The 20,217-nt window shown below is 65.3% G+C and carries 19 protein-coding genes; 11 read left to right on the top strand and 8 right to left on the bottom strand.

The window, feature by feature from the left end; all coding sequences use genetic code 11:
* Positions 1 to 27: 27 nt before the first annotated feature.
* The 7 genes from TVD_RS06790 to TVD_RS06760 form a co-directional block, all read right to left on the bottom strand.
* Positions 28 to 1,980 (bottom strand): putative bifunctional diguanylate cyclase/phosphodiesterase, encoded by a 1,953-nt coding sequence (locus TVD_RS06790; RefSeq protein ID WP_047251165.1) that lies wholly within the window; start codon positions 1,978 to 1,980, stop codon positions 28 to 30.
* A 29-nt stretch (positions 1,981 to 2,009) separates the two neighbouring features.
* A complete protein-coding gene (locus TVD_RS06785; protein ID WP_047251164.1) occupies positions 2,010 to 2,849 on the bottom strand; it encodes an HDOD domain-containing protein in 840 nt (279 codons plus the stop codon).
* Positions 2,849 to 3,181 carry a hypothetical protein gene (locus TVD_RS06780; protein ID WP_018937570.1) on the bottom strand — a complete coding sequence of 111 codons (333 nt, stop codon included), beginning with the start codon at positions 3,179 to 3,181 and terminating at the stop codon, positions 2,849 to 2,851. The genes TVD_RS06785 and TVD_RS06780 overlap by 1 nt, the downstream gene beginning before the upstream one ends.
* 66 nt (positions 3,182 to 3,247) lie before the next feature.
* Positions 3,248 to 6,001 carry an aconitate hydratase AcnA gene (gene acnA, locus TVD_RS06775; RefSeq protein WP_047251163.1) on the bottom strand — a complete coding sequence of 918 codons (2,754 nt, stop codon included), beginning with the start codon at positions 5,999 to 6,001 and terminating at the stop codon, positions 3,248 to 3,250.
* A gap of 15 nt (positions 6,002 to 6,016) precedes the next feature.
* Positions 6,017 to 6,646: a high frequency lysogenization protein HflD gene (hflD, locus tag TVD_RS06770; protein WP_018937572.1), complete on the bottom strand. Its 630-nt coding sequence runs from the start codon at positions 6,644 to 6,646 to the stop codon at positions 6,017 to 6,019.
* A gap of 75 nt (positions 6,647 to 6,721) precedes the next feature.
* Positions 6,722 to 7,819 carry a tRNA 2-thiouridine(34) synthase MnmA gene (gene mnmA / locus TVD_RS06765; RefSeq protein ID WP_047251162.1) on the bottom strand — a complete coding sequence of 366 codons (1,098 nt, stop codon included), beginning with the start codon at positions 7,817 to 7,819 and terminating at the stop codon, positions 6,722 to 6,724.
* A complete protein-coding gene (locus TVD_RS06760; RefSeq protein WP_047251161.1) occupies positions 7,816 to 8,277 on the bottom strand; it encodes an NUDIX domain-containing protein in 462 nt (153 codons plus the stop codon). The genes mnmA and TVD_RS06760 overlap by 4 nt, the downstream gene beginning before the upstream one ends.
* A 152-nt stretch (positions 8,278 to 8,429) precedes the next feature.
* On the opposite strand from TVD_RS06760, the gene icd reads away from it, so the two are divergent.
* From icd to clpA, 3 genes are all read left to right on the top strand, one after another.
* A complete protein-coding gene (gene icd / locus TVD_RS06755) occupies positions 8,430 to 9,686 on the top strand; it encodes an NADP-dependent isocitrate dehydrogenase (protein WP_047251160.1) in 1,257 nt (418 codons plus the stop codon).
* 105 nt (positions 9,687 to 9,791) lie between these two features.
* Positions 9,792 to 10,118 (top strand): ATP-dependent Clp protease adapter ClpS, encoded by a 327-nt coding sequence (gene clpS / locus TVD_RS06750; RefSeq protein ID WP_018650138.1) that lies wholly within the window; start codon positions 9,792 to 9,794, stop codon positions 10,116 to 10,118.
* A 5-nt stretch (positions 10,119 to 10,123) separates the two neighbouring features.
* The gene (gene clpA / locus TVD_RS06745; protein ID WP_018145673.1) at positions 10,124 to 12,394 is read left to right on the top strand and encodes an ATP-dependent Clp protease ATP-binding subunit ClpA; all 2,271 of its coding nucleotides are present in this window, start codon (positions 10,124 to 10,126) and stop codon (positions 12,392 to 12,394) included.
* 92 nt (positions 12,395 to 12,486) lie between these two features.
* On the opposite strand, the gene infA is transcribed toward clpA, so the two are convergent.
* Entirely contained in the window at positions 12,487 to 12,705 is a 219-nt protein-coding gene (gene infA / locus TVD_RS06740) for a translation initiation factor IF-1 (protein ID WP_012982660.1), read from the bottom strand.
* Between the two features lie 197 nt (positions 12,706 to 12,902).
* On the opposite strand from infA, the gene fabD reads away from it, so the two are divergent.
* The 8 genes from fabD to tmk all read left to right on the top strand — a co-directional run bounded on the left by fabD (position 12,903) and on the right by tmk (position 20,213).
* The gene (gene fabD / locus TVD_RS06735; protein ID WP_082119095.1) at positions 12,903 to 13,847 is read left to right on the top strand and encodes an ACP S-malonyltransferase; all 945 of its coding nucleotides are present in this window, start codon (positions 12,903 to 12,905) and stop codon (positions 13,845 to 13,847) included.
* A gap of 44 nt (positions 13,848 to 13,891) precedes the next feature.
* Complete coding sequence (fabG, locus tag TVD_RS06730) at positions 13,892 to 14,629, top strand: 3-oxoacyl-ACP reductase FabG (RefSeq protein WP_047251158.1); 738 nt, start codon at positions 13,892 to 13,894, stop codon at positions 14,627 to 14,629.
* Positions 14,630 to 14,757: 128 nt separating this feature from the next.
* Positions 14,758 to 14,997 carry an acyl carrier protein gene (acpP, locus tag TVD_RS06725; RefSeq protein ID WP_018145676.1) on the top strand — a complete coding sequence of 80 codons (240 nt, stop codon included), beginning with the start codon at positions 14,758 to 14,760 and terminating at the stop codon, positions 14,995 to 14,997.
* 129 nt (positions 14,998 to 15,126) lie between these two features.
* Positions 15,127 to 16,347, top strand: coding sequence for a beta-ketoacyl-ACP synthase II (gene fabF / locus TVD_RS06720; protein ID WP_018937578.1), 1,221 nt, complete (start codon positions 15,127 to 15,129; stop codon positions 16,345 to 16,347).
* A gap of 15 nt (positions 16,348 to 16,362) precedes the next feature.
* Positions 16,363 to 17,712: an aminodeoxychorismate synthase component I gene (locus TVD_RS06715; protein ID WP_047251157.1), complete on the top strand. Its 1,350-nt coding sequence runs from the start codon at positions 16,363 to 16,365 to the stop codon at positions 17,710 to 17,712.
* A complete protein-coding gene (pabC, locus tag TVD_RS06710; protein WP_047251156.1) occupies positions 17,709 to 18,521 on the top strand; it encodes an aminodeoxychorismate lyase in 813 nt (270 codons plus the stop codon). The genes TVD_RS06715 and pabC overlap by 4 nt, the downstream gene beginning before the upstream one ends.
* Entirely contained in the window at positions 18,508 to 19,542 is a 1,035-nt protein-coding gene (mltG, locus tag TVD_RS06705) for an endolytic transglycosylase MltG (protein WP_047251155.1), read from the top strand. Before pabC ends, mltG begins: the two co-directional genes overlap by 14 nt.
* Before the next feature lie 17 nt (positions 19,543 to 19,559).
* Positions 19,560 to 20,213, top strand: a complete 654-nt coding sequence (gene tmk, locus TVD_RS06700; RefSeq protein WP_047251154.1) for a dTMP kinase — start codon at positions 19,560 to 19,562, stop codon at positions 20,211 to 20,213.
* The last annotated feature ends 4 nt before the right edge of the window (positions 20,214 to 20,217 follow it).

Raw genomic sequence — 20,217 nt, 5'->3', positions numbered from 1 at the left:
CCCATGGGTCCGGGGTGACGAACGGGGTTAGGCGGTCGCGGCTGGGAGCTGGACCCGGTCGCGGAGCAGGCCCCGCAGCGCGTCGAACGCCACCGGGTGCGAGAAATAGAAGCCCTGGGCCGTGTGGCAATCCAGCTGTTGCAGGATCTCCGCCTGGCGTTCGGTCTCCACGCCCTCTGCAATCACGTCCAGCCCCAGGGTATGGGCCATCAGGATGATCGCGCGGACGATCTGCGAATGTTCCTCGCCCTGGTCAAGATCCTTCACGAAGGAGCGGTCGATCTTCAGGGTGTCGGCCGGTATCTGCTTGAGCTGCACGAGGGACGCATGACCGGTTCCGAAATCGTCGACCGCCAGGGACATGCCGGCGTGACGCAGTCGCTGGAAGACCCGCGCCGCCCCTTGGGGATCGTCCATGATCGCGGTCTCGGTGAGCTCCAGCTCGATACAGCGGGGCGGAATGCCGGCCTCGCGGATAATGCGGTGGAAGGTTCCCGCAAGATCCGGCTGGCGCAGTTGGCGCGCGGAGACATTGATTGCGATACGCGGCAGTTCGTCTTCGGCCAGGCGCAGGGACTGCAGGTCCCGACAGACCTGGCGCAACACCCATTCCCCGATCTCCTCGATCAGGGTCATGTCCTCCGCCAGTTCGATGAAATGGCTGGGGGGCAGCAGACCCAGCGTTGGGTGCTGCCAGCGAATCAACGCCTCCGCGCCGATGATTCGGCCGCTGTCCAGGTCGATCTTGGGCTGGTAATGCAGTCTTAGCTGATCATTGGCAATTGCCTGCCCCAGTTCGTTTTCCAGCTCGAAGTGGCGGAAGGTGCGGGCGTTGAGGTCCTGAGTGTAGAACCGGAACCCGTTGCGACCGCGCTGCTTGGCCTCGTACATCGCCGCATCGGCATTGCCGAGCAGGGTGTCCGCATCCTCGCCGTCATAGGGGTAGACGGCAATCCCGCAGGAGACACTGCTGACCACGGGCTGATCGAAGATCTGCCGCTCGGTCGCCGTTTTGCGCACGACATCGGTGACCAGCCGGACGACGCCCTCCAGGCCATGGGTGTCCTCGACGAGGATGCCGAACTCGTCGCCGCCAAGACGCGACAGGGTGGTTCGCAGGTGGCGCCCCGAGCGTTCCCGGGCATGGTCCAGCAGAGCGGACAGGTCCTGGGCGACCTTGCGGATCAGCTCGTCGCCGGCGCGGTGACCCAGCGAATCGTTGGTGCGCTTGAAGTTGTCCAGATCCAGCAGGATCAAGGCCACATGCCCCGCCGCAGCACCCGCGTGGCGCTCCATCGCCTGCGACAGCCGGTCGCTGAACAGCATGCGGTTGGGCAGGTTGGTCAGCGAGTCGTGGGACATGTGGTGCAGCAGTTCGCGTGACTGGCGCTCGGTGATGCGCTGCAGTGCCTTCTGGCGCCGGTCCATCATCTGAAACAGGTCGGCACTCTCCAGGGCATAGGCCGTGTTGAACAGCACCATGGTCAGTGTCGACAGGATCATCTCGTAGCGTTGCAGCTCCGCCTGCCGGAAGCGGGCGACGAACATCCCGCGAATCCGGGTGCGCGTCGAGATCACGTGCAGCATCACACTCTCGCCCTCGACCGGGGAGGGCAGACAGACCGGATGGTTCTGGTGCAGCGCCCAGGAGAACTGGCCGTCCTGGATCAGTTGTTCGACGGTCTCCGACAGGTCCGGCGTCAGCTCTCCGGGGCGTTCCTGATAGTCGAGGTTGAACGAGCAGTCGTGGTCCAGGACGTACACCGCCATGTCCTGTGTCGGCAGCAGGCGCCGGATGGACTCGATGGTGTTCTGGATAATCAGTTCGGGACTGCGGTTGCGGTCGGTGTCACCGAAGATCGCCGTCGTCGAGGCGAGCACATCCATCGCATAGGCGTTGGCTTCCAGTGCTTCCTCGAGGAAGCGAATGCGCTCATGGAGGGCATTGACCTCCTCGGGCGTGCGGTACGATGGGCTCATGCAACAGCGTCCTTTGCTTGCATACAGGCTCAGTCGAGGAGGATCGTCTGCATCTGATCCAGATGCTTGCGCGCGTGGCCGATGATGTCCTCGTAGACCGCCATCTCCAGGCCAATGCGGTCGAAGGTCTCCGGGGCAACCGGGGGCACGAAACGCTCCCCGGAGGATCCCAGCCGCAAGGAATTGGCGATGCTGTCGGCGACGTGCACGATGGCCGTCTCCACGGGAAACGCGCGGGCCTCCTCCGGGGCGTGGTGGTAGCGCGTGGCTTCCACCTGGGCCGGGGCCATCCCCCATTCCTCCAGCAAGGCGGACCCGATGGCGGCGTGGTCAAAACCCAGCAGCTCGCGCTCCGCCTCGTACAACAGGCACTGATCGCGCTCGCGGATGTTGATCAGCTCCTCGGTGCGGCTGCCCAGCCGGAGAAACAGCAGCAGCCGCCCGAGGTCGTGCATGATCCCGTAGAGGTACAGGCGCTCGATGTTCGCTTCGCGCCGAAAGCGGGCGATCGAGCGGCTGAGCACGCCGACTGCAATGCTGTGGCGCCAGAACGATTCCATGTCGACGCCGATGACCGGCAGGCCGCGGAAATGCTCGATCACGATGGTCGACAGCACGATCTGCCGCATCTGCTGCAGGCCGATAATGGAGACTGCCCGGTGCAGGGTATCGATCGGTTCGGGGAAACCGTACAGCGAAGAGTTGGCCATGCGAAGGGTCTTAGCCGCAATGGCCGGGTCCAGTTCCACCGCCTCGGTAATCCCGGCCACGTTCGCGGTCGGGTCGCTAAGGCGCGTGAAGATCGTGTTGTAACTCCCGGAAAAGCTGCACAACGAGTCATCCTTCTCGAGGAACTCGGCAACGGTCATCATGCGCTCCGGGCCTTGTGGCCGCGGCGCATGAGCTCGTCGATCAGCTGGGCACGCGCGATGGAGTAGATGCCGTCCATGGGATGGCCGGTCAAGTCACAGTGACGGAAGCGCTCGGCCAGGATGGTGTCGGCCTGTTCCTCCATCTCCGGGGTGGGCCGGGCCTCCGCCGACAGGTCCGGGACTTCATCGTCCCGCGAATCGTTGGCCGCGGCATGTTCGTCCTCGACGATCTCGACAGTGCTGATGCCCCAGGACAGGAGCACGCGGATCTGCTTGTCCTGGAGCACCATGCCGGCGGGGATCAGGAGACGGCCGGAACGGTCATGCACGGCTGTTGCCAGCGTCTGACCGGACTGAATCACCTCCGTGGATACCCGCCGTCCCATGGCCAAACCTTATGCGGAAGCTGCGAGCTGGCGCAACACGTAGGGCAGGATGCCGCCGTGGCGGAAGTAATCCACCTCCTGCGGGGTATCCAGCCGCACACGTACGGCAAAGGTCTTGCGGTGGCCATCATCGGCCACGGCCGTGACCGTGGCCTCGCGCGACTCGCCGTTCTCCACGCCGGTGATGCTGTAGGTTTCGCGCCCGGTCAGTTCGTGGCTGGCGGCGTTCTCGCCGGCCAGGAACTGCAGCGGCAGTACGCCCATCCCCACCAGGTTGGAGCGGTGGATACGCTCGAAGGTCTCGACGATGACCGCCTTGACGCCCAGCAGCAGGGTGCCCTTGGCGGCCCAGTCGCGCGAAGAGCCGGTGCCATATTCCTGTCCGGCGATGACGATCAGCGGGGTGTCCTCTGCCTGGTACTGCATCGCCGCGTCGTAGATCGACATCTGCTCGCCATCCGGCAGGTGCTGGGTCACGCCCCCCTGGGTCCCGGGCGCCAGCAGATTGCGCAGGCGCACGTTGGCGAAGGTCCCGCGCATCATCACTTCATGGTTACCGCGGCGGGAGCCATAGGAGTTGAAGTCGGCCGGCTTCACGCCCTTCGATTCCAGATAGCGACCCGCCGGGCTGTCCTTGGCGATGGAGCCGGCCGGGGAGATGTGGTCCGTGGTCACCGAATCACCCAGCAGCGCGAGGACGCGCGCGCCCTGGACATCGTTCCAGGGCGTAGGCGTCATGCTCATGCCCTCGAAGTAGGGCGGGTTGCGCACATAGGTGGAGTCCTCCTGCCAGTCGAAGCGCTGACCCTGTGGAGCCTCCAGGTTGCGCCAGCGTTCCTCGCCGGAATAGAGGTCACCATAGGCGCTGGTAAAGCTGCTGGCGCCGACATGGCTGGCCACCGCCTCGCGTACTTCTTGCGTGGTCGGCCAGATATCCTTCAGGTAGACCGGCTCGCCCTGTTGATTCTCCCCGATCGGGTCGCTGTACAGGTCGATGTTGCTGCGTCCCGCCAGGGCGTAGGCAACCACCAGCGGCGGCGAGGCCAGGAAGTTCATCTGCACCTCCGAGTGGATCCGCCCCTCGAAGTTGCGGTTTCCGGAGAGCACCGAGCTGACGATCAGGTCGTCCTTGATGATGGCCTCGGAGATCGGTTCCGGCAGCGGACCGGAGTTGCCGATGCAGGTGGTGCAGCCATAGCCCACCACGTGGAAACCGAGGGCCTCGAGGTCCGGCAACAGACCGGATTTCTCGAGGTAATCGGTCACCACGCGGGAGCCTGGAGCCAGCGATGTCTTCACCCAGGGCTTCACCTGCAGTCCGGCCTCGCGTGCCTTGCGCGCCACCAGGCCGGCACCCAGCATCACCGAGGGGTTGGAGGTGTTGGTGCAGGAGGTGATTGCCGCGATCACGATGTCGCCGTGATCCAGGGTGAAGGTCTCGCCGTCCATCTCGATGGCGGTGTGGTGGGGCTCTTCCGCCTGATGCTCGACGCCCACGGCGGTATGCCCGCCCTCGGCCGCGAAGCGCTCGGCGTCGTCCGGTTCGTCAGCGCCGCTCTCGCGCTCTTTCAGCATGGTGTCGAGGTGGCGGCTAATAATGGCGCCGGCCTGGCTCAACGGGATCCGGTCCTGTGGGCGCTTGGGGCCGGCCAGGCTTGGCTCCACGGTAGACAGATCCAGCTCCAGCATGTCCGTGTATCGCGCGATCGGGGCATTGTCGTTGCGCCACAGGCCCTGGGCCTTCGCGTAGGCCTCGATGAACTCGATGTGCTGGGCGTCGCGCCCGGTCAGGCGCAGGTAGGTCAGGGTCTCGTCATCGATCGGGAAGATGCCGCAGGTGGCTCCATATTCCGGCGCCATGTTGGCGATGGTGGCGCGATCGGCCAGCGGCAGATCGGCCAGGCCGTCGCCGAAGAACTCGACGAACTTGCCGACCACGCCCTTCTTGCGCAACGTCTCGACGATCACCAGCACCAGGTCGGTCGCGGTCGCGCCCTCGGCCAGCTTGCCGGTCAGGCGGAAGCCCACGACCTGCGGGATCAGCATGGAGATCGGCTGGCCGAGCATCGCGGCCTCGGCCTCGATGCCGCCCACGCCCCAGCCGAGCACGCCCAGGCCGTTGATCATGGTGGTGTGGGAATCGGTCCCGACCAGGGTGTCGGGGTAGGCCATGCAGCCCCCCTCGGCCTGGTCATCCACGAACACCGTGCGCGCCAGGTACTCGAGGTTCACCTGGTGGACGATGCCGGTGTCCGGCGGCACCACCTTGAAGGTGTCGAACGCCTGCTGGCCCCACTTGAGGAAGCTGTAGCGCTCGCGGTTACGCGAGTATTCGAGTTCCGCGTTCAGGTTCATCGCGTTGGCGTTGCCGTGGGCGTCCACCTGCACGGAGTGGTCGATGACCAGCTCGGCCGGCTGCAGCGGGGTGATCTTCTTGGGATCGCCGCCCAGGGCCTCCATGGCATCGCGCATCGCGGCGAGGTCGACGACCGCCGGCACCCCGGTGAAATCCTGCAGCAGCACGCGCGCCGGACGGAACGCGATCTCCTGGGTCGGTTCGGCCTTCGGATCCCAGTCCAGCAAGGCCTCGATGTCGGCGCGGCGCACCGTGCGCTCGTCCTCGAAGCGCAGCAGGTTCTCCAGCAGCACCTTCAGCGCAAACGGCAGGTCGGTCGCCCGGGCGTCGTCGGTGATCGGCACGTAGCGGCATTCGCGGCCGCCAGCGGTGAGGGTCCGGGTGTTCTTGGGGTCAGCGTGGCTCATGTGCGTCTTCCGCGTTCAGGTATTGAGTCGATTGAGGATGTCATGCGCTTCGCGAATCAGCCGCTTGCGGCCGAAAAGCAATTTCCAGCGCGATCCACCGGCCTGGCGCCAGAGGACCGCCGCGCGGATCCCGGCCAGCAGCAACGCACGGATGCGCGCGGCGGTGTCGGGATTGGAGAGGTTGTTCTGTTCGCCCTGCACGATGATGCGCGGGCCGAGCTCGGAGATGGTCTCCTTGTAGATCTCGGCCAGCCGGGCAATCACGCTTTCGTGGGTGATGTGGAAGTAGTCGATCTGGCGCTGGGCGCCCTGCAGGCCGTCGGTCAGCTTCTGCAGCATGTCGTCGCGCTTTTGCAGCTTGCGCTCGAGGAAGATCAGCCCGATGGCGTAGCGGGTGATCTCCATGTCTGGCGGCTTGCTGCCGTTTTGCAGCTGGCTCTCGATACGTTCCAGGCCACTGCGCAGGCTGACCGCCTCGCGATAGACCGCTTCCGGGGTGTCCGCGTCGAAGGCGAACAGGCTCCCGACCAGGACCTCGAATTCGTAGTCGTCGCAGCTCCCGCGCCAGGCCAGATCCTTGACCAGGCTCGCGCACTGGAAGAGGGCGGCCAGCGCCAGGGTGCGGTTGTGATCGGAGCGGTCCAAACCAGTCGGTTCCTTGGGTGGGTCGGAGTCGGGTCGCCGGGCAGCGGCCACTATACCGGAAGTGGCCTGGCAGACTCACGGCGCATTCGTGGTTCGTGTGGCGATCACCGCCCCGCCCAGGCAGACATCGCCACGGTAGAAGGCGATGGACTGCCCCGGCGTCGCCGCGCGTTGGGGTGTGTCGAAGACCACGGTGGCGCCGGCCGTGTCCAGCGCCTGCACCCGGCATTCCTGCAAGGGCTGGCGATGGCGTAACCGGGCCTGCAGCGGCTCACCAGGGACCGGTACATCGTGGATCCAGTGCACCACCTCGGTGGTCAGCGACGGGCTCATCAATAGCGGGTGCTGGGGATCCTGGGCGACCACCAGGGTGTTGCTGTCCAGGTCCTTGTCGACGACATACCACGGGGCTTCGGCAAAGCCGTCGACCCCGCCGATCCCCAGGCCCTGGCGCTGCCCGAGGGTGTAGAACATCAGACCCTGGTGGCGACCGACCACCTGGCCTTCCGGGGTGCGCATCGCTCCCTCGGGCGCTTTCAGGTACTGGGCGAGGAAGTCACGGAAGCGTCGCTCGCCAATGAAGCAGATCCCGGTGGAATCCTTGCGCGCATGGTTCGGCAGACCCAGTTCCCGGGCGCGTTCGCGGACCTGATGCTTGGGAATGTCTCCGAGCGGGAACAGGGCGGGGCGCAGTTGCTCCTGGGTCAGGGTATGCAGAAAATAGGTCTGGTCCTTGTTGGCATCGGCCGCCTGGCACAGCTCACTGTAGTGCGCGTGATGGCGCACCCGGGCGTAGTGACCGGTGGCAATCCAGCGCGCCCCGAGATCCCGGGCATGATCGAGGAACGAGCGGAACTTGATCTCGCGGTTGCAGAGGATGTCGGGGTTCGGGGTGCGCCCGGCCTCGTACTCATGCAGGAATTGCGCGAAAACGCGCTGGCGGTAGTCCTCGGAAAAGTTCGCCTTGTGCAGCGGGATTTCCAGGCAGTCCGCCACCTCACGGGCCATGGCATAGTCGGCCTCGGCGGCGCAGTACTCGGCGTCGTCGTCATCTTCCCAGTTCTTCATGAACAGGCCCTCGACGCGATAGCCGGCTTCCAGCAGGCGGCTGGCCGCGACAGCGGAATCGACCCCACCGGACAATCCGACGATGACGCGGTCGCCACGCATCATGCGCCCGGCGCCCGAACCAGATCGCCCACCGCCGCGAGCGGCAGCCGCAAGCCATCCTGATACCGGCGGATGCTGCGCATCACCAGCGGGCTGCGCAGCGGCCATTCACCCTCGGCCTGTTCGGGCATCAGCCAGTGCAGGGCATGAATCGCCGGGTCGCGGGGGGCAGGGGATTGAACGGGTGTCACCGGGCCGCAGAAGGTCACGCGCAGAATCACGGCGCCGCTGGCCACTTGCAGCAAGTCGCAGCCGAGGGCCGCCTCGGGCACGAATTCCAGGCAGGTTTCCTCGCGGACCTCGCGGATCACGGCCTCCATCAGGTCCTCGCCGGCATCCAGGTGGCCTGCGGGCTGGTTCAGCACCCGGCGGCCGGCGTCGGTTTCCTCGACGAACAGGAACCGGCCCTCGCGCTCGATTACGGCGGCCACGGTGATATGACAGGGGAGGCGGTCGGTCATGGCACGGATGATAACGCAGGCTGCCGGTCGGGCTGCCATAGGGGAACGCGCAATCGCGCGCTGGTTCGATCACCGGAAAACCCGGTCCGGCATGTATAATCAGGTCATACGTGATTAACGATTCATCTACGAAATCCGCACAAGGAGTTGGCATGGCCTATCAGCACATTCAGGTCCCGGAGAAGGGCGAACGCATCACCGTCGACGACCAGGGGAAGCTGCAGGTGCCGGATCATCCGGTGATCCCCTACATCGAAGGTGACGGGATCGGTGTGGACATCACCCCGGTGATGCGCCGGGTGACCGATGCGGCGGTGAAAAAGGCCTACGGCGGCAAGAAGGCCATTGAGTGGATGGAGGTTTACGCCGGCGAGAAGGCGACGCAGGTCTACGATGACGACTCCGGGCTGCCTGACGAGACCCTGGAGGCGGTGAAGGACTATCGCGTGTCGATCAAGGGTCCGCTGACCACCCCGGTGGGTGGCGGCTTCCGCTCCCTGAATGTGGCCCTGCGTCAGAAGCTGGATCTGTATGTCTGTCTGCGCCCGGTGCGCTATTACGACGGCACCCCGAGCCCGCTGAAGGAGCCGGAGAAGACCGACATGGTGATCTTTCGCGAGAACTCCGAGGACATCTACGCCGGGATCGAGTTCGAGTCGGGGACCCCGGAGGTCAAGAAGGTCATCGACTTCCTGCAGGACGAGATGGGTGTCACCCAGATCCGCTTCCCGGAGACCGCCGGGATCGGTGTGAAGCCGGTCTCCAGCGAAGGCACCAAGCGCCTGGTGCGCAAGGCCATCGAATATGCGATCGATAACGATCGCCCGTCGGTGACCCTGGTGCACAAGGGCAACATCATGAAATTCACCGAAGGTTCCTTCAAGGCCTGGGGCTACGAGCTGGCACGCGAGGAATTCGGTGCGAAGGATCTGGACGGCGGTCCGTGGCAGACCTTCAAGAACCCGAAGACCGGGCGTGACATCGTGATCAAGGATGTGATCGCCGACGCCTTCCTGCAACAGATCCTGCTGCGCCCGGAGGACTACTCGGTCATCGCGACCCTGAACCTGAACGGCGACTACATCTCCGATGCCCTGGCGGCCCAGGTGGGTGGTATCGGCATCGCGCCGGGGGCGAACCTGTCCGACAGCACGGCGATGTTCGAGGCCACGCACGGCACGGCGCCGAAGTATGCCGGTCAGGACAAGGTGAACCCGGGGTCGCTGATCCTGTCTGCCGAGATGATGCTGCGGCACTTGGGCTGGTCGGAAGCGGCCGAGCTGGTGGTCAAGGGCATGGGTGGGGCGATCAGTGCCAGCGAGGTCACCTACGACTTTGCGCGGCAGATGGATGGCGTCGAGCCGATCGACTGCTCGGCCTTCGGCGAGGCGATGATCAAGCACATGTGAGGGTCGGGTGGTCGGAGTGTCCGTAAGGGCACTTGGCCTGAGCCCGGAACCAATCGAGGATGACGACTAACAAACGAGTAACCGCTGAAGGCGTAATTTCGACCGATGAGTAATGACAAGCCCCAATCCCCCGATCGAGACGACTCGGTAACGGTCGAAGAATCGAGGCCGGAGCTCAAGCCACCGCGACAGTACAAGGTGGTGTTGCTCAACGACGATTTCACGCCGATGGAGTTCGTGATCGAAGTACTGGAGACCTTCTTCAGCATGGATCGCGAGAAGGCCACCCGGGTCATGTTGCATGTGCATACGCGTGGCAAAGGCGTATGCGGCATCTTTACCCGGGATGTGGCCGAGACCAAGGTGGCGCAGGTGAACGACTATGCCCGCAGTCATCAGCACCCACTGCTTTGCTCGATGGAGGAGGTCTGACTCCCATGCTCGACAAGGAACTCGAATTCAGCCTGAACATGGTCTTCAAGGAGGCCCGCGAAAAGCGTCACGAGTTCGTGACGGTTGAGCATCTGCTGATGGCGCTGGCGCAAAACCCCAGCGCTGCCACGGTGCTGCGGGCCTGCGGGGGCGATCTCGATCGCATCCGCGACGAGCTTGCGGCCTATATTGACGAAAACACGCCGCGCATCCCGCCGAGCGATTCGCGCGAGACCCAGCCAACCCTGGGCTTCCAGCGGGTGCTGCAGCGGGCGGTATTCCATGTGCAATCCAGCGGGCGCAAGGAGGTCTCCGGCGCCAACGTGCTGGTGGCCCTGTTTGGAGAGCAGGACAGCCAGGCCCTGTACGTGCTGGGTCAGCAGAATATCTCGCGTCTGGACGTCGTGAATTTCATCTCCCACGGCATCTCCAAGGTCGGGGAAGACGAACTCGGGGCCCAGCCCAACCCGGGCGAGTCCCAGGGCGAGCCGGTGGAGGGTGAACGCGAAGAGAAGACCAACGCGCTGCAGCTCTACGCCGCCAACCTGAACGACAAGGCGCGCAAGGACGAGATCGACCCGCTGATCGGGCGCGATCACGAGATCGAACGCACCATCCAGATCCTCTGCCGCCGCCGCAAGAACAACCCATTGCTGGTGGGCGAGGCCGGCGTGGGCAAGACTGCGATCGCCGAGGGTCTGGCGCGCCGCATCGTCGATGAACAGGTACCCGACGCGATCGCGTCTGCCACCGTCTATTCGCTGGATCTGGGCGCGCTGGTCGCCGGCACCAAGTACCGCGGTGACTTCGAGAAGCGTCTGAAAGGCGTGCTCGCCCAACTCAAGAAAGAGCCGGGCGCGGTGCTGTTCATCGACGAAATCCACACCATCATCGGGGCCGGAGCGGCCTCCGGCGGGGTGATGGACGCCTCCAACCTGATCAAGCCGATGCTCGCCTCGGGCGAACTGAAGTGCATCGGGTCCACCACCTATCAGGAATATCGCGGCATCTTCGAGAAGGACCGGGCCCTGGCGCGGCGCTTCCAGAAGATCGAGGTGCCGGAGCCGACGGTGGACGAGACCGAGCAGATCCTGCGCGGGCTGAAGTCCCGCTTCGAGACGCACCACAACGTGCGCTTCACCAAGCCGGCCCTGCGTGCGGCGGCGGAACTGGCCGATCGCTACATCACCGACCGCTTCCTGCCGGACAAGGCCATCGACCTGATCGACGAGGCCGGGGCCAGCCGGCAGTTGCAGCCGGTCAGCCAGCGCAAAAAGACCATCGGCGTACAGGACATCGAGACGATCGTGGCCAAGATCGCGCGCATCCCGCCGAAGTCCGTCTCCAGTTCCGACAAGGAGACCCTGCGCCACCTCGATCGCAACCTGAAGATGACCGTCTTCGGACAGGACGAGGCCATCGGGACGTTATCCACCGCGATCAAGATGGCCCGCTCCGGGCTGGGCGACATGGACAAGCCGATCGGCTCGTTCCTGTTTGCCGGGCCGACCGGTGTCGGCAAGACCGAGGTCACACGCCAACTGGCGCAGCAGATGGGCATCCATCTGGCCCGCTTCGACATGTCCGAGTATATGGAGCGGCATACCGTATCGCGCCTGATCGGGGCGCCGCCAGGCTATGTGGGCTACGAACAGGGAGGGTTGCTGACCGATGCCATCCTGAAGCATCCGCATTCGGTGCTGCTGCTGGACGAGATCGAGAAGGCCCACCCGGACGTGTTCAATGTACTGCTGCAGGTGATGGATCACGGCACGCTGACCGATGCCAATGGGCGCGAGGTCGACTTCCGCAACGTGATCCTGGTGATGACCACCAACGCGGGGGCCGAGCAGGCCAGCCGTCCATCGGTGGGCTTTACCAAGCAGGATCATTCCAGCGATGCGATGGAAGCGATCAAGCGCACCTTCACGCCGGAGTTCCGCAACCGCCTGGATGCCACCATTCAGTTCGGGCCGCTGGACGAGGCCACCATCCTCAGCGTGGTCGACAAGTTCCTGATCCAGCTGCAAGCCCAGCTCGACGAGAAGAAGGTGCATATGACGGTCGAGCCGGAGGCGCGTGCCTGGCTGGCCGAGCACGGCTACGATGTCAAGATGGGCGCGCGCCCGATGGCGCGTACGTTGCAGGAGTACATCAAAAAGCCGCTGGCGGACGAGCTGCTGTTCGGGCGACTGGCCCACGGTGGCGAAGTGGTGGTCCGATTGGGCGAGGCTGGTCTGGAGCTGGATATCCAGGAAACGGCGGTGCCGTCCTGACGCGGCTCGCCGATCCGGCGTTACCGGGCCCGGGAGGGCCCGCAAACGAAGAAGCCCCGGTCCGGCCGGGGCTTCTTCGTTGGAGAGGGAACTTACTTGTTGCGGTAGACGATACGACCCTTGGTCAGGTCATAGGGCGTCATCTGCACGATCACCTTGTCACCGCGCAGGATCCGGATGTAATGCTTGCGCATTTTTCCGGAGATGTGCGCCGTGATCGTGTGCCCGTTTTCGAGCTCCACCCGGAAGGTGGTGTTGGGGAGCGTTTCGACTACAGTGCCCTCCAGCTCGATTTCGTCTTCCTTCGCCATACGGTCCCTCTCGTATTGAATCAAGGTGCGACATTATCCGGATGCACCGGCGGAACACAAGTCACGTGGCGGCTTTCGGGGGACATAGCCACGCCCCGGCGACGGACCAGAGGCGGTCCCTGCGGATGGGCGGCGTTTGCCGGGGTGTACGTGACCGCCTACACTACGCGCGCTTTCACGCGCGAGATCTGTAACGAATGACAACTTCTTGGGCCGCCGTATTTCCGGGGCAAGGGTCCCAGTCCGCCGGCATGCTGGCCGATCTGGGCGATGACCACGCCATTGTCCGCGACACCTTTCAGGAAGCGTCGGATTGCCTCGACGCGGATCTCTGGAGCCTTTGTCAGCATGGTCCGGTGGAACAACTCAACCAGACCGAGTGGACACAACCGGTGATGCTGGCTGCCGGGGTCGCCGCTTGGCGCCTTCTGACCGAACAAACGGACGCCCGCCCGCAGGCCGTCGCGGGCCACAGCCTGGGCGAGTACAGCGCCCTGGTGGCCGCCGGCGTTCTGCGCTTCCCGGATGCGGTACGCCTGGTCGCCGAGCGCGCCCGGGCCATGCAGGCTGCGGTGCCGGAGGGTGAAGGCGCGATGGCGGCCATCCTTGGGCTCGACGATGCCGCGGTACACGCGCTTTGCCTCGAGCATGCCGGTGGCGAGATCCTGGAAGCCGTCAATCTGAACGCGCCGGGGCAGGTCGTGATTGCGGGCAATGCCACTGCGGTGGATCGGGCCGTAAGCGCCGCCAAGGATGCTGGTGCGAAGCGCGCCCTGAAGCTGCCGGTCTCGGTCCCGTCGCATTGCGCACTGATGCGCCCGGCCGCGGAACGCCTGCAGGCGGCCCTGGACGGCACCACCTTTCAGTCCCCCACCATCCCGGTCTGGCAGAATGTGACTGCCGCGCCGACCGATGCCGCCGCGGCCATCAAGAAAAATCTGGCCGCGCAGCTGTATCGCCCGGTGCGCTGGGTCGAGACCATTCGCGGCTTGCGCGAACAGGGCGTGGCGGTTCAGGTTGAATGCGGGCCGGGACGCGTCCTGACCGGTCTTGCCAAACGCATCGACCGCGAACTGGAACTGTTCGATGTTGCCGACCGCGATACCCTGAAGGTCACGCTCGAACGTCTGGCCGCGGGCTGAGCGACCGACTGCGACTTTCTCTCACTTGAAGTAAAGGCTTAACCATGTCCGACAGCAAACGTGTAGCCCTTGTAACCGGTGCAAGCCGCGGAATTGGCGCGGCCATTGCCCGCCGTCTGGCGGAGCAGGGCCTGCAGGTGGTGGGTACCGCGACCAGTGCGTCCGGCGCCGAACGGATCACCGAAACCCTGAAGCAATGGGGCGGGCGCGGCATTGCGTTGGACGTGACCGACGCGGACTCCGTCGCAGCCGGCCTGCAGGCGATCCAGGAACAGGAAGGGTCGATCGAGGTGCTGGTCAACAATGCCGGTATTACTCGCGACAACCTGTTCATGCGCATGAAGGACGCGGAATGGGACGCGGTCCTCGACACCAACCTGTCCGCTGCCGTGCGCCTGACACAGCGCCTGCTGAAAGGCATGATGAAACTGCGCCGCGGCCGCATCATCCTGGTGGGTTCGGTCGTGGGCTCCACCGGCAACGCCGGGCAGACCAACTACGCCGCCGCGAAAGCCGGCCTTGCTGGATTTGCCCGTTCCCTGGCGCGCGAGGTCGGCAGCCGCAGTATCACCGTGAACACAGTCGCACCGGGTTTCATCGATACCGACATGACCCGCGAACTGGGCGATGACACCAAACAGGCCCTGCTCGGACAGATTCCGCTGGGGCGCCTGGGGGCGCCGGAAGAGATCGCTGCGGCCGTCGGTTTCCTGGCCTCCGAGGAGGCCGGATACATCACCGGCGAGACCCTGCATGTGAACGGCGGGATGTTCATGCATTGATCACGACGGGTCGGCCGCAGGCCGCCCGCACGACCCGCTGCGCGGATCGCTAGATCGCGGCGGGGCTTTTCTCTAGAATGGCGGACCTTTCAACGAAGCCGCCTCACACTGAAGGGGATTTCTGAACCATGAGTAGCATTGAAGAACGCGTCAAGAAAATCGTTGTCGAGCAGCTGGGTGTCAAGGAAGAGGACGTGACCAACGCGGCCGGCTTCGTCGACGACCTGGGTGCGGATTCGCTGGACACGGTGGAACTCGTCATGGCGCTCGAAGAGGAATTCGAAACCGAAATCCCGGACGAGCAGGCGGAAAAGATCACCACCGTGCAGCAGGCGATCGATTACATCAACGAGCACATGAAGGACTGATTCGACGCCTCCGGGCGCCGATCAGGACGACGCGAACGGGCCTTCCTGCGCGCAGGGCGGCCCTTCGTCGTTGCGCTGAGCGCGTAATTTCAGTCTTTCGAGGAGAACACATTGGCTAAGCGACGTGTCGTGATTACCGGACTGGGGATCGTCTCCCCGGTCGGATCCACTATCGACAAGGCCTGGAGCAACATCAAGGCCGGCAAGAGCGGCATTTCCCCCATCGATGTCTTCGATGCATCGGACATGCCGGTGAAGATCTCCGGCGCCGTCCGGGACTTCGAGGCCAATGACTACGTCCCGCCGAAAGACCAGAAGAAGATGGACACCTTCGTCCTTTACGGGATCGCGGCGGGGCTTCAGGCCCTGGATGACTCCGGTTTGGAAGTCACCGAGGAGAACGCCGAGCGGATCGGGGTGGCCATTGGCTCCGGGATCGGCGGGCTGCCTTATATCGAACGCTCCTACGGTGCGTACCTGAAGGGCGGGGCGCGCAAGATCTCCCCGTTCTTCGTGCCCAGTGCGATCATCAACATGGTGGCCGGGAACCTGTCCATCATGCGCAACCTGCAGGGCCCGAACATCTCCATCGTCTCGGCCTGCGCCACCGGTACCCACAACATCGGTGACGCCGCTCGCATGATTGCCTATGGGGACGCCGATGCCATGGTCGCCGGTGGGGCCGAGATGGCCACCACGCCACTGGGCATTGGCGGCTTCGCCGCCGCCCGCGCGCTGTCCACTCGCAATGACGACCCCGAACGCGCCTCGCGTCCCTGGGACAAGGACCGCGATGGCTTTGTGCTGAGCGATGGCGCCGGTGTAATGATGCTCGAAGAGTACGAGCACGCGAAGGCCCGCGGGGCCCACATCTACTGCGAAGTGGCCGGCTTCGCCTGGAATGCGGATGCGCACCACATGACGCAGCCGATCCAGGATGGTTCCGGTGCCGCCAAGTGCATGCATCGTGCCTTGAAAGATGCCGGGGTGAATCCGGAAGAGGTTGGGTACATCAATGCTCACGGGACCTCGACCCCCGCAGGTGACCTGGCGGAGACCCAGGGCCTGAAGAAGGCCTTCGGCGATCACGCCTACAAGCTCATGGTCAACTCCACCAAGTCGATGACCGGCCACCTGCTGGGTGCCGCCGGCGGGATCGAGGGCGTGTTTACCGCCCTGGCGCTGCGCGATCAGGTGTCACCGCCGACCATCAACCTGGAAAACCCGAGCGAAGGGTGCGACCTGAACTACGTGGCCAACGAGGCCCGCGAAATGAAGACCAAGGTCGGCCTGTCGAACTCCTTCGGTTTCGGGGGCACCAACGGCACTCTGGTGTTCCGCAGCATCTGACGCTGCGGCGCCGCCATGGCGGTCCATGAACTGGCCGCCGGGGTCGACTTTGCGGCCCTGGCGCGGCGATTCCCAGAGCGCTATCCCCACCTGCTGGAGTCGGCCCTGATCGGGCAGGCTCCGGCTCGTTTTTCCATCCTGTTCGCCTTCCCCGGCCGCACGTTGTCCAGTGCGGCCGGAGAGGACGTGCTGGGCGTGCTGGATCAGGATCTCTCGAGCACACCACCACTCGACCCCGACGACGCCGCATATGCCCATCTCCCGTTCCTCGGGGGATGGTTCCTGTACGCCGGGTACGAACTGGCCTGGCGCATGGAGCCGGCCCTGGGTGATTGCCGCTCGGACCCCTGGCTGCCGGATGCCCTGGTGACCTATTTCCCGGCGGCACTGATCCACGATCACCACGAGGGGACGACCTGGTTCGTCGACGAGGCAGGCGATTGCGCGCGTTTGGAGCGGGTGGAGTCGGACTGCGCGACAGTCCGGGGCCAGCCGAGTCCCGCATCCGAGCCGCTGCCCGCCCTGGCCCTTCAGGAGGAGGACGCCCAGCGCTATCGCGACGCAGTGATGAAGGGCCTCGAGTACATCCGGGCCGGCGACACCTTTCAGGTCAATCTATCCCGCGAATGGCGTGCCACCGCCGCGCAGCCGCTGGATCCGGCGGGGCTGTACACCCGCCTGCGCGAGGCCAATGCCGCACCATTTGCCGCGTGGCTGCAACTTCCAGGGGCTCACGTGATCAGTTCCTCCCCAGAGCGGCTGGTGTCGGTGGAAGATGCCATGGTCGAGACCCGGCCGATTGCGGGGACCCGTCGCCGCGATGCGGACGCGGAAGAAGACCGGCGTCTTTTCAGTGAGTTGACGTTCAACATTAAGGAACGCGCCGAGCATGTCATGCTCGTGGATCTGGAACGCAATGATGTCGGGCGCGTGGCCGAGATCGGTAGCGTGCGCGTGGCGGAGCTGATGACCATCGAGAGCTATCGCCGGGTGCATCACATCGTCTCCAGCATTGTCGGGCGCCTGCGCCCGGGCACCACCACGGCCGACATCCTGCGCGCGGTCTTTCCGGGCGGCACCATCACCGGCTGCCCGAAGATCCGCAGCATGCAGATCATCCAGGAACTGGAACAACAGGCCCCGCGTGGGGCCTACACCGGCGGCTGCGGGTACGTCAGCCGCCACGGCCGTATGGATACCAATATCCTGATCCGGACCCTCGTCGTTCGGGGGAACGAACTGCGTTTTCGGGCGGGGGCCGGGATCGTCGCGGACTCCGATCCCGAGCGCGAGCTGGAGGAGACCCGGCACAAGGCACACGGCCTGCTGGAGGCGCTGCAGGGGGCGGGGGAGAAGAGCCCATGATCCTGGTGAACGGCGAGCCCGAGGGGCGGGTATCGCCATTGGATCGCGGGCTACTCCTGGGCGACGGCCTGTTCGAGACGCTACGGGTGCGACAGGGCCGACCACAGCTATGGGCCTACCACTGGGCCCGCCTGACGCGCGGGCTGGGGCACCTCGGGTTTCCGGAAATCGGCGAGACCGAGGTGCTGGACGAGATTGCGCGAGTGGCGACCCTGCCAGCCTGCATGGTGCGCCTGACAGTGACCCGGGGTGAGGGGCCAAGGGGCTACGCGCCGCCCGCGGCACCGGCACTGACTCGGATCGTCAGTGCCGGTCCGGCGCTGGACGACGCCGCCCCCACTGAACGCGAATCCCTGAGCCTGGGTTGGGCCGCAGTGCCGATCGGCGTAAACCCGGCGCTCGCGGGTCTCAAACACACTAGTCGCCTGGAACACGTGATGGCCCGGCGCAGCTGGCAACCGGGCTGGGACGAGGCAATCCTCCACGATGCGCTGGGGCGCGTGGTCAGCGCCACGCAAGGGAATCTCTGGCTGCGCGAAGGGCGTACCTTGCTCACCCCGCCGGTGGATCAGTCCGGGATCGCCGGTACGCGACGCGCCTGGGTCCTCGAGCATGCCGAACGGTTCGGGTTCGAGGTGATCGAGGCGTACCCGGACCCCGCGCGTATCGAGAGAGCCGATGCGCTCTATGTCAGCAACGCGCGTATCGGGATGACCCCGGCCGTGCTGTCCGAAGGGGACAAGCGGGGGCCTGCGTGGCAGGATGATCCGCTGTATTCAATGGGAATTGCATTGCATGAAGCGGATTAGCCTCGCTGTCCTGGCGCTCCTGGTCGTTCTGGCCCTGGGCGCCGCCTGGTGGCTTAGCGAACACTACCAGGCGCAGCTGGATACGCCGATGGCGCTGGACGCCTCGGAACGCTTTCAGTTGGAACCGGGGCAGGGGTTGCGTTCGGTGAGCAGGACCTTTGCCGAACGCGGCTGGGTGGATTCTGCCTGGGTGCTCGAGGCCTATGGACGGCGTCAGGGCATTGCACCGCGTCTCCAGGCAGGAGAATACGCCGTGACGCCGGGCATGACCCCGCGCGAACTGATCCATGCGATGGCTCGCGGCGAGGTGGTACAGCATCGCCTCACGTTCCCGGAGGGCTGGACCATCCGCCAGGCGCTGGCCGCGCTGCGCGAGCACCCGGAACTCATCGGGCCCGCGGAATCGGTCGGGGTCGACAACCTGCTGGAGGCACTGGGGCTCGAGGACCTGGGACACCCGGAGGGATGGTTCCTGCCGGACACCTATTTCTTCGGCTCCGGAACCGAGGCCCTGGCGGTGCTGCAACGCGCCCACCAGGCGATGCGCCTGCACCTGGACCGCGCGTGGGAGGACCGAATCGAGGACCACCCGGTGAAATCCCCCTATGAGCTGCTGATCCTAGCCTCCATCATCGAACGCGAGACCGGGCGCGGGGATGAGCGTGACCGGGTGGCCGGGGTGTTCGTGAACCGGCTCAAGCGCGGCATGCGCCTGCAGACCGATCCCACCCTGCTGTACGCGCAGGAGCCCGGCGTACAACGCCTGACGCGCGCCGAACTGGACCGCGATCATCCCTACAACACCTACACCCGTGCCGGGCTCCCGCCAACGCCCATCGCCCTGCCGGGGCGCGCGGCCTTGCAGGCGGCGGCACGTCCGGCCGAAACCAATGACCTCTTCTTCGTCTCGCGCGGCGACGGCAGTCATCATTTCTCCGAGACCTATCGTGAACATCGCGAGGCCGTGATCCGCTACCAGCTGGGCGGGGATGGCAGCCGCTACGGCATACGCAACCGGTAACTGGAGACGCCCTGCACATGGAACGCTCGCCCCATCCCGGCCATTTCCTGGTCCTCGAAGGCATCGAGGGCTCGGGCAAGACCACCCAGATCGAGCGTCTGGACACCGCGCTGCGCGCTGCCGGACACCCGGTGCGCAACACCCGGGAGCCGGGCGGGACCGCCCTCGGCGAACGCCTGCGCGGCCTGCTGCTGGACCCCGACCTGCCGGGCATGTGCGCCGAGTCCGAGTTGCTGCTGATGTTCGCCGCGCGGGCCCAGCACCTGCACGAGGTGATTCGGCCGGCTCTGCAGGCCGGCGATTGGGTGCTTAGCGACCGCTTTACCGATGCCTCGTTTGCCTACCAGGGGGCCGGGCGGGGACTCGGCTCCCAGCGGGTCGCGCAGCTGGAGGACTGGCTGCAGGGCGATCTCCGCCCGGATCTGGTAATCCTGCTGGACATCGAACCAGAGACCGGGCTTGATCGCGCCGTCCAGCGCGGCCGGCGAGACCGCATCGAACGCGAGGCGCTGGACTTCTTCGAGCGCGCACGCCAGGCTTATCGGGAACGCGCCGAGCGAGCGCCGGGACGCTATCTGGTCGTGGATGCATCCGCGGACCCGGACACGGTAGCCGAGCGCCTCCTCGCGGGCGTGCGCGAGCGCCTGCCGTTGCACGCGCTGGAGGGTTAAGGGG

This window comes from Thioalkalivibrio versutus (genome assembly GCF_001020955.1).
GTDB classification, from domain to species: Bacteria; Pseudomonadota; Gammaproteobacteria; order Ectothiorhodospirales; family Ectothiorhodospiraceae; genus Thioalkalivibrio; species Thioalkalivibrio versutus.
Note: the sequence above shows the minus strand (reverse complement) of the source record. Positions and strands in the feature narration are given on the sequence as shown.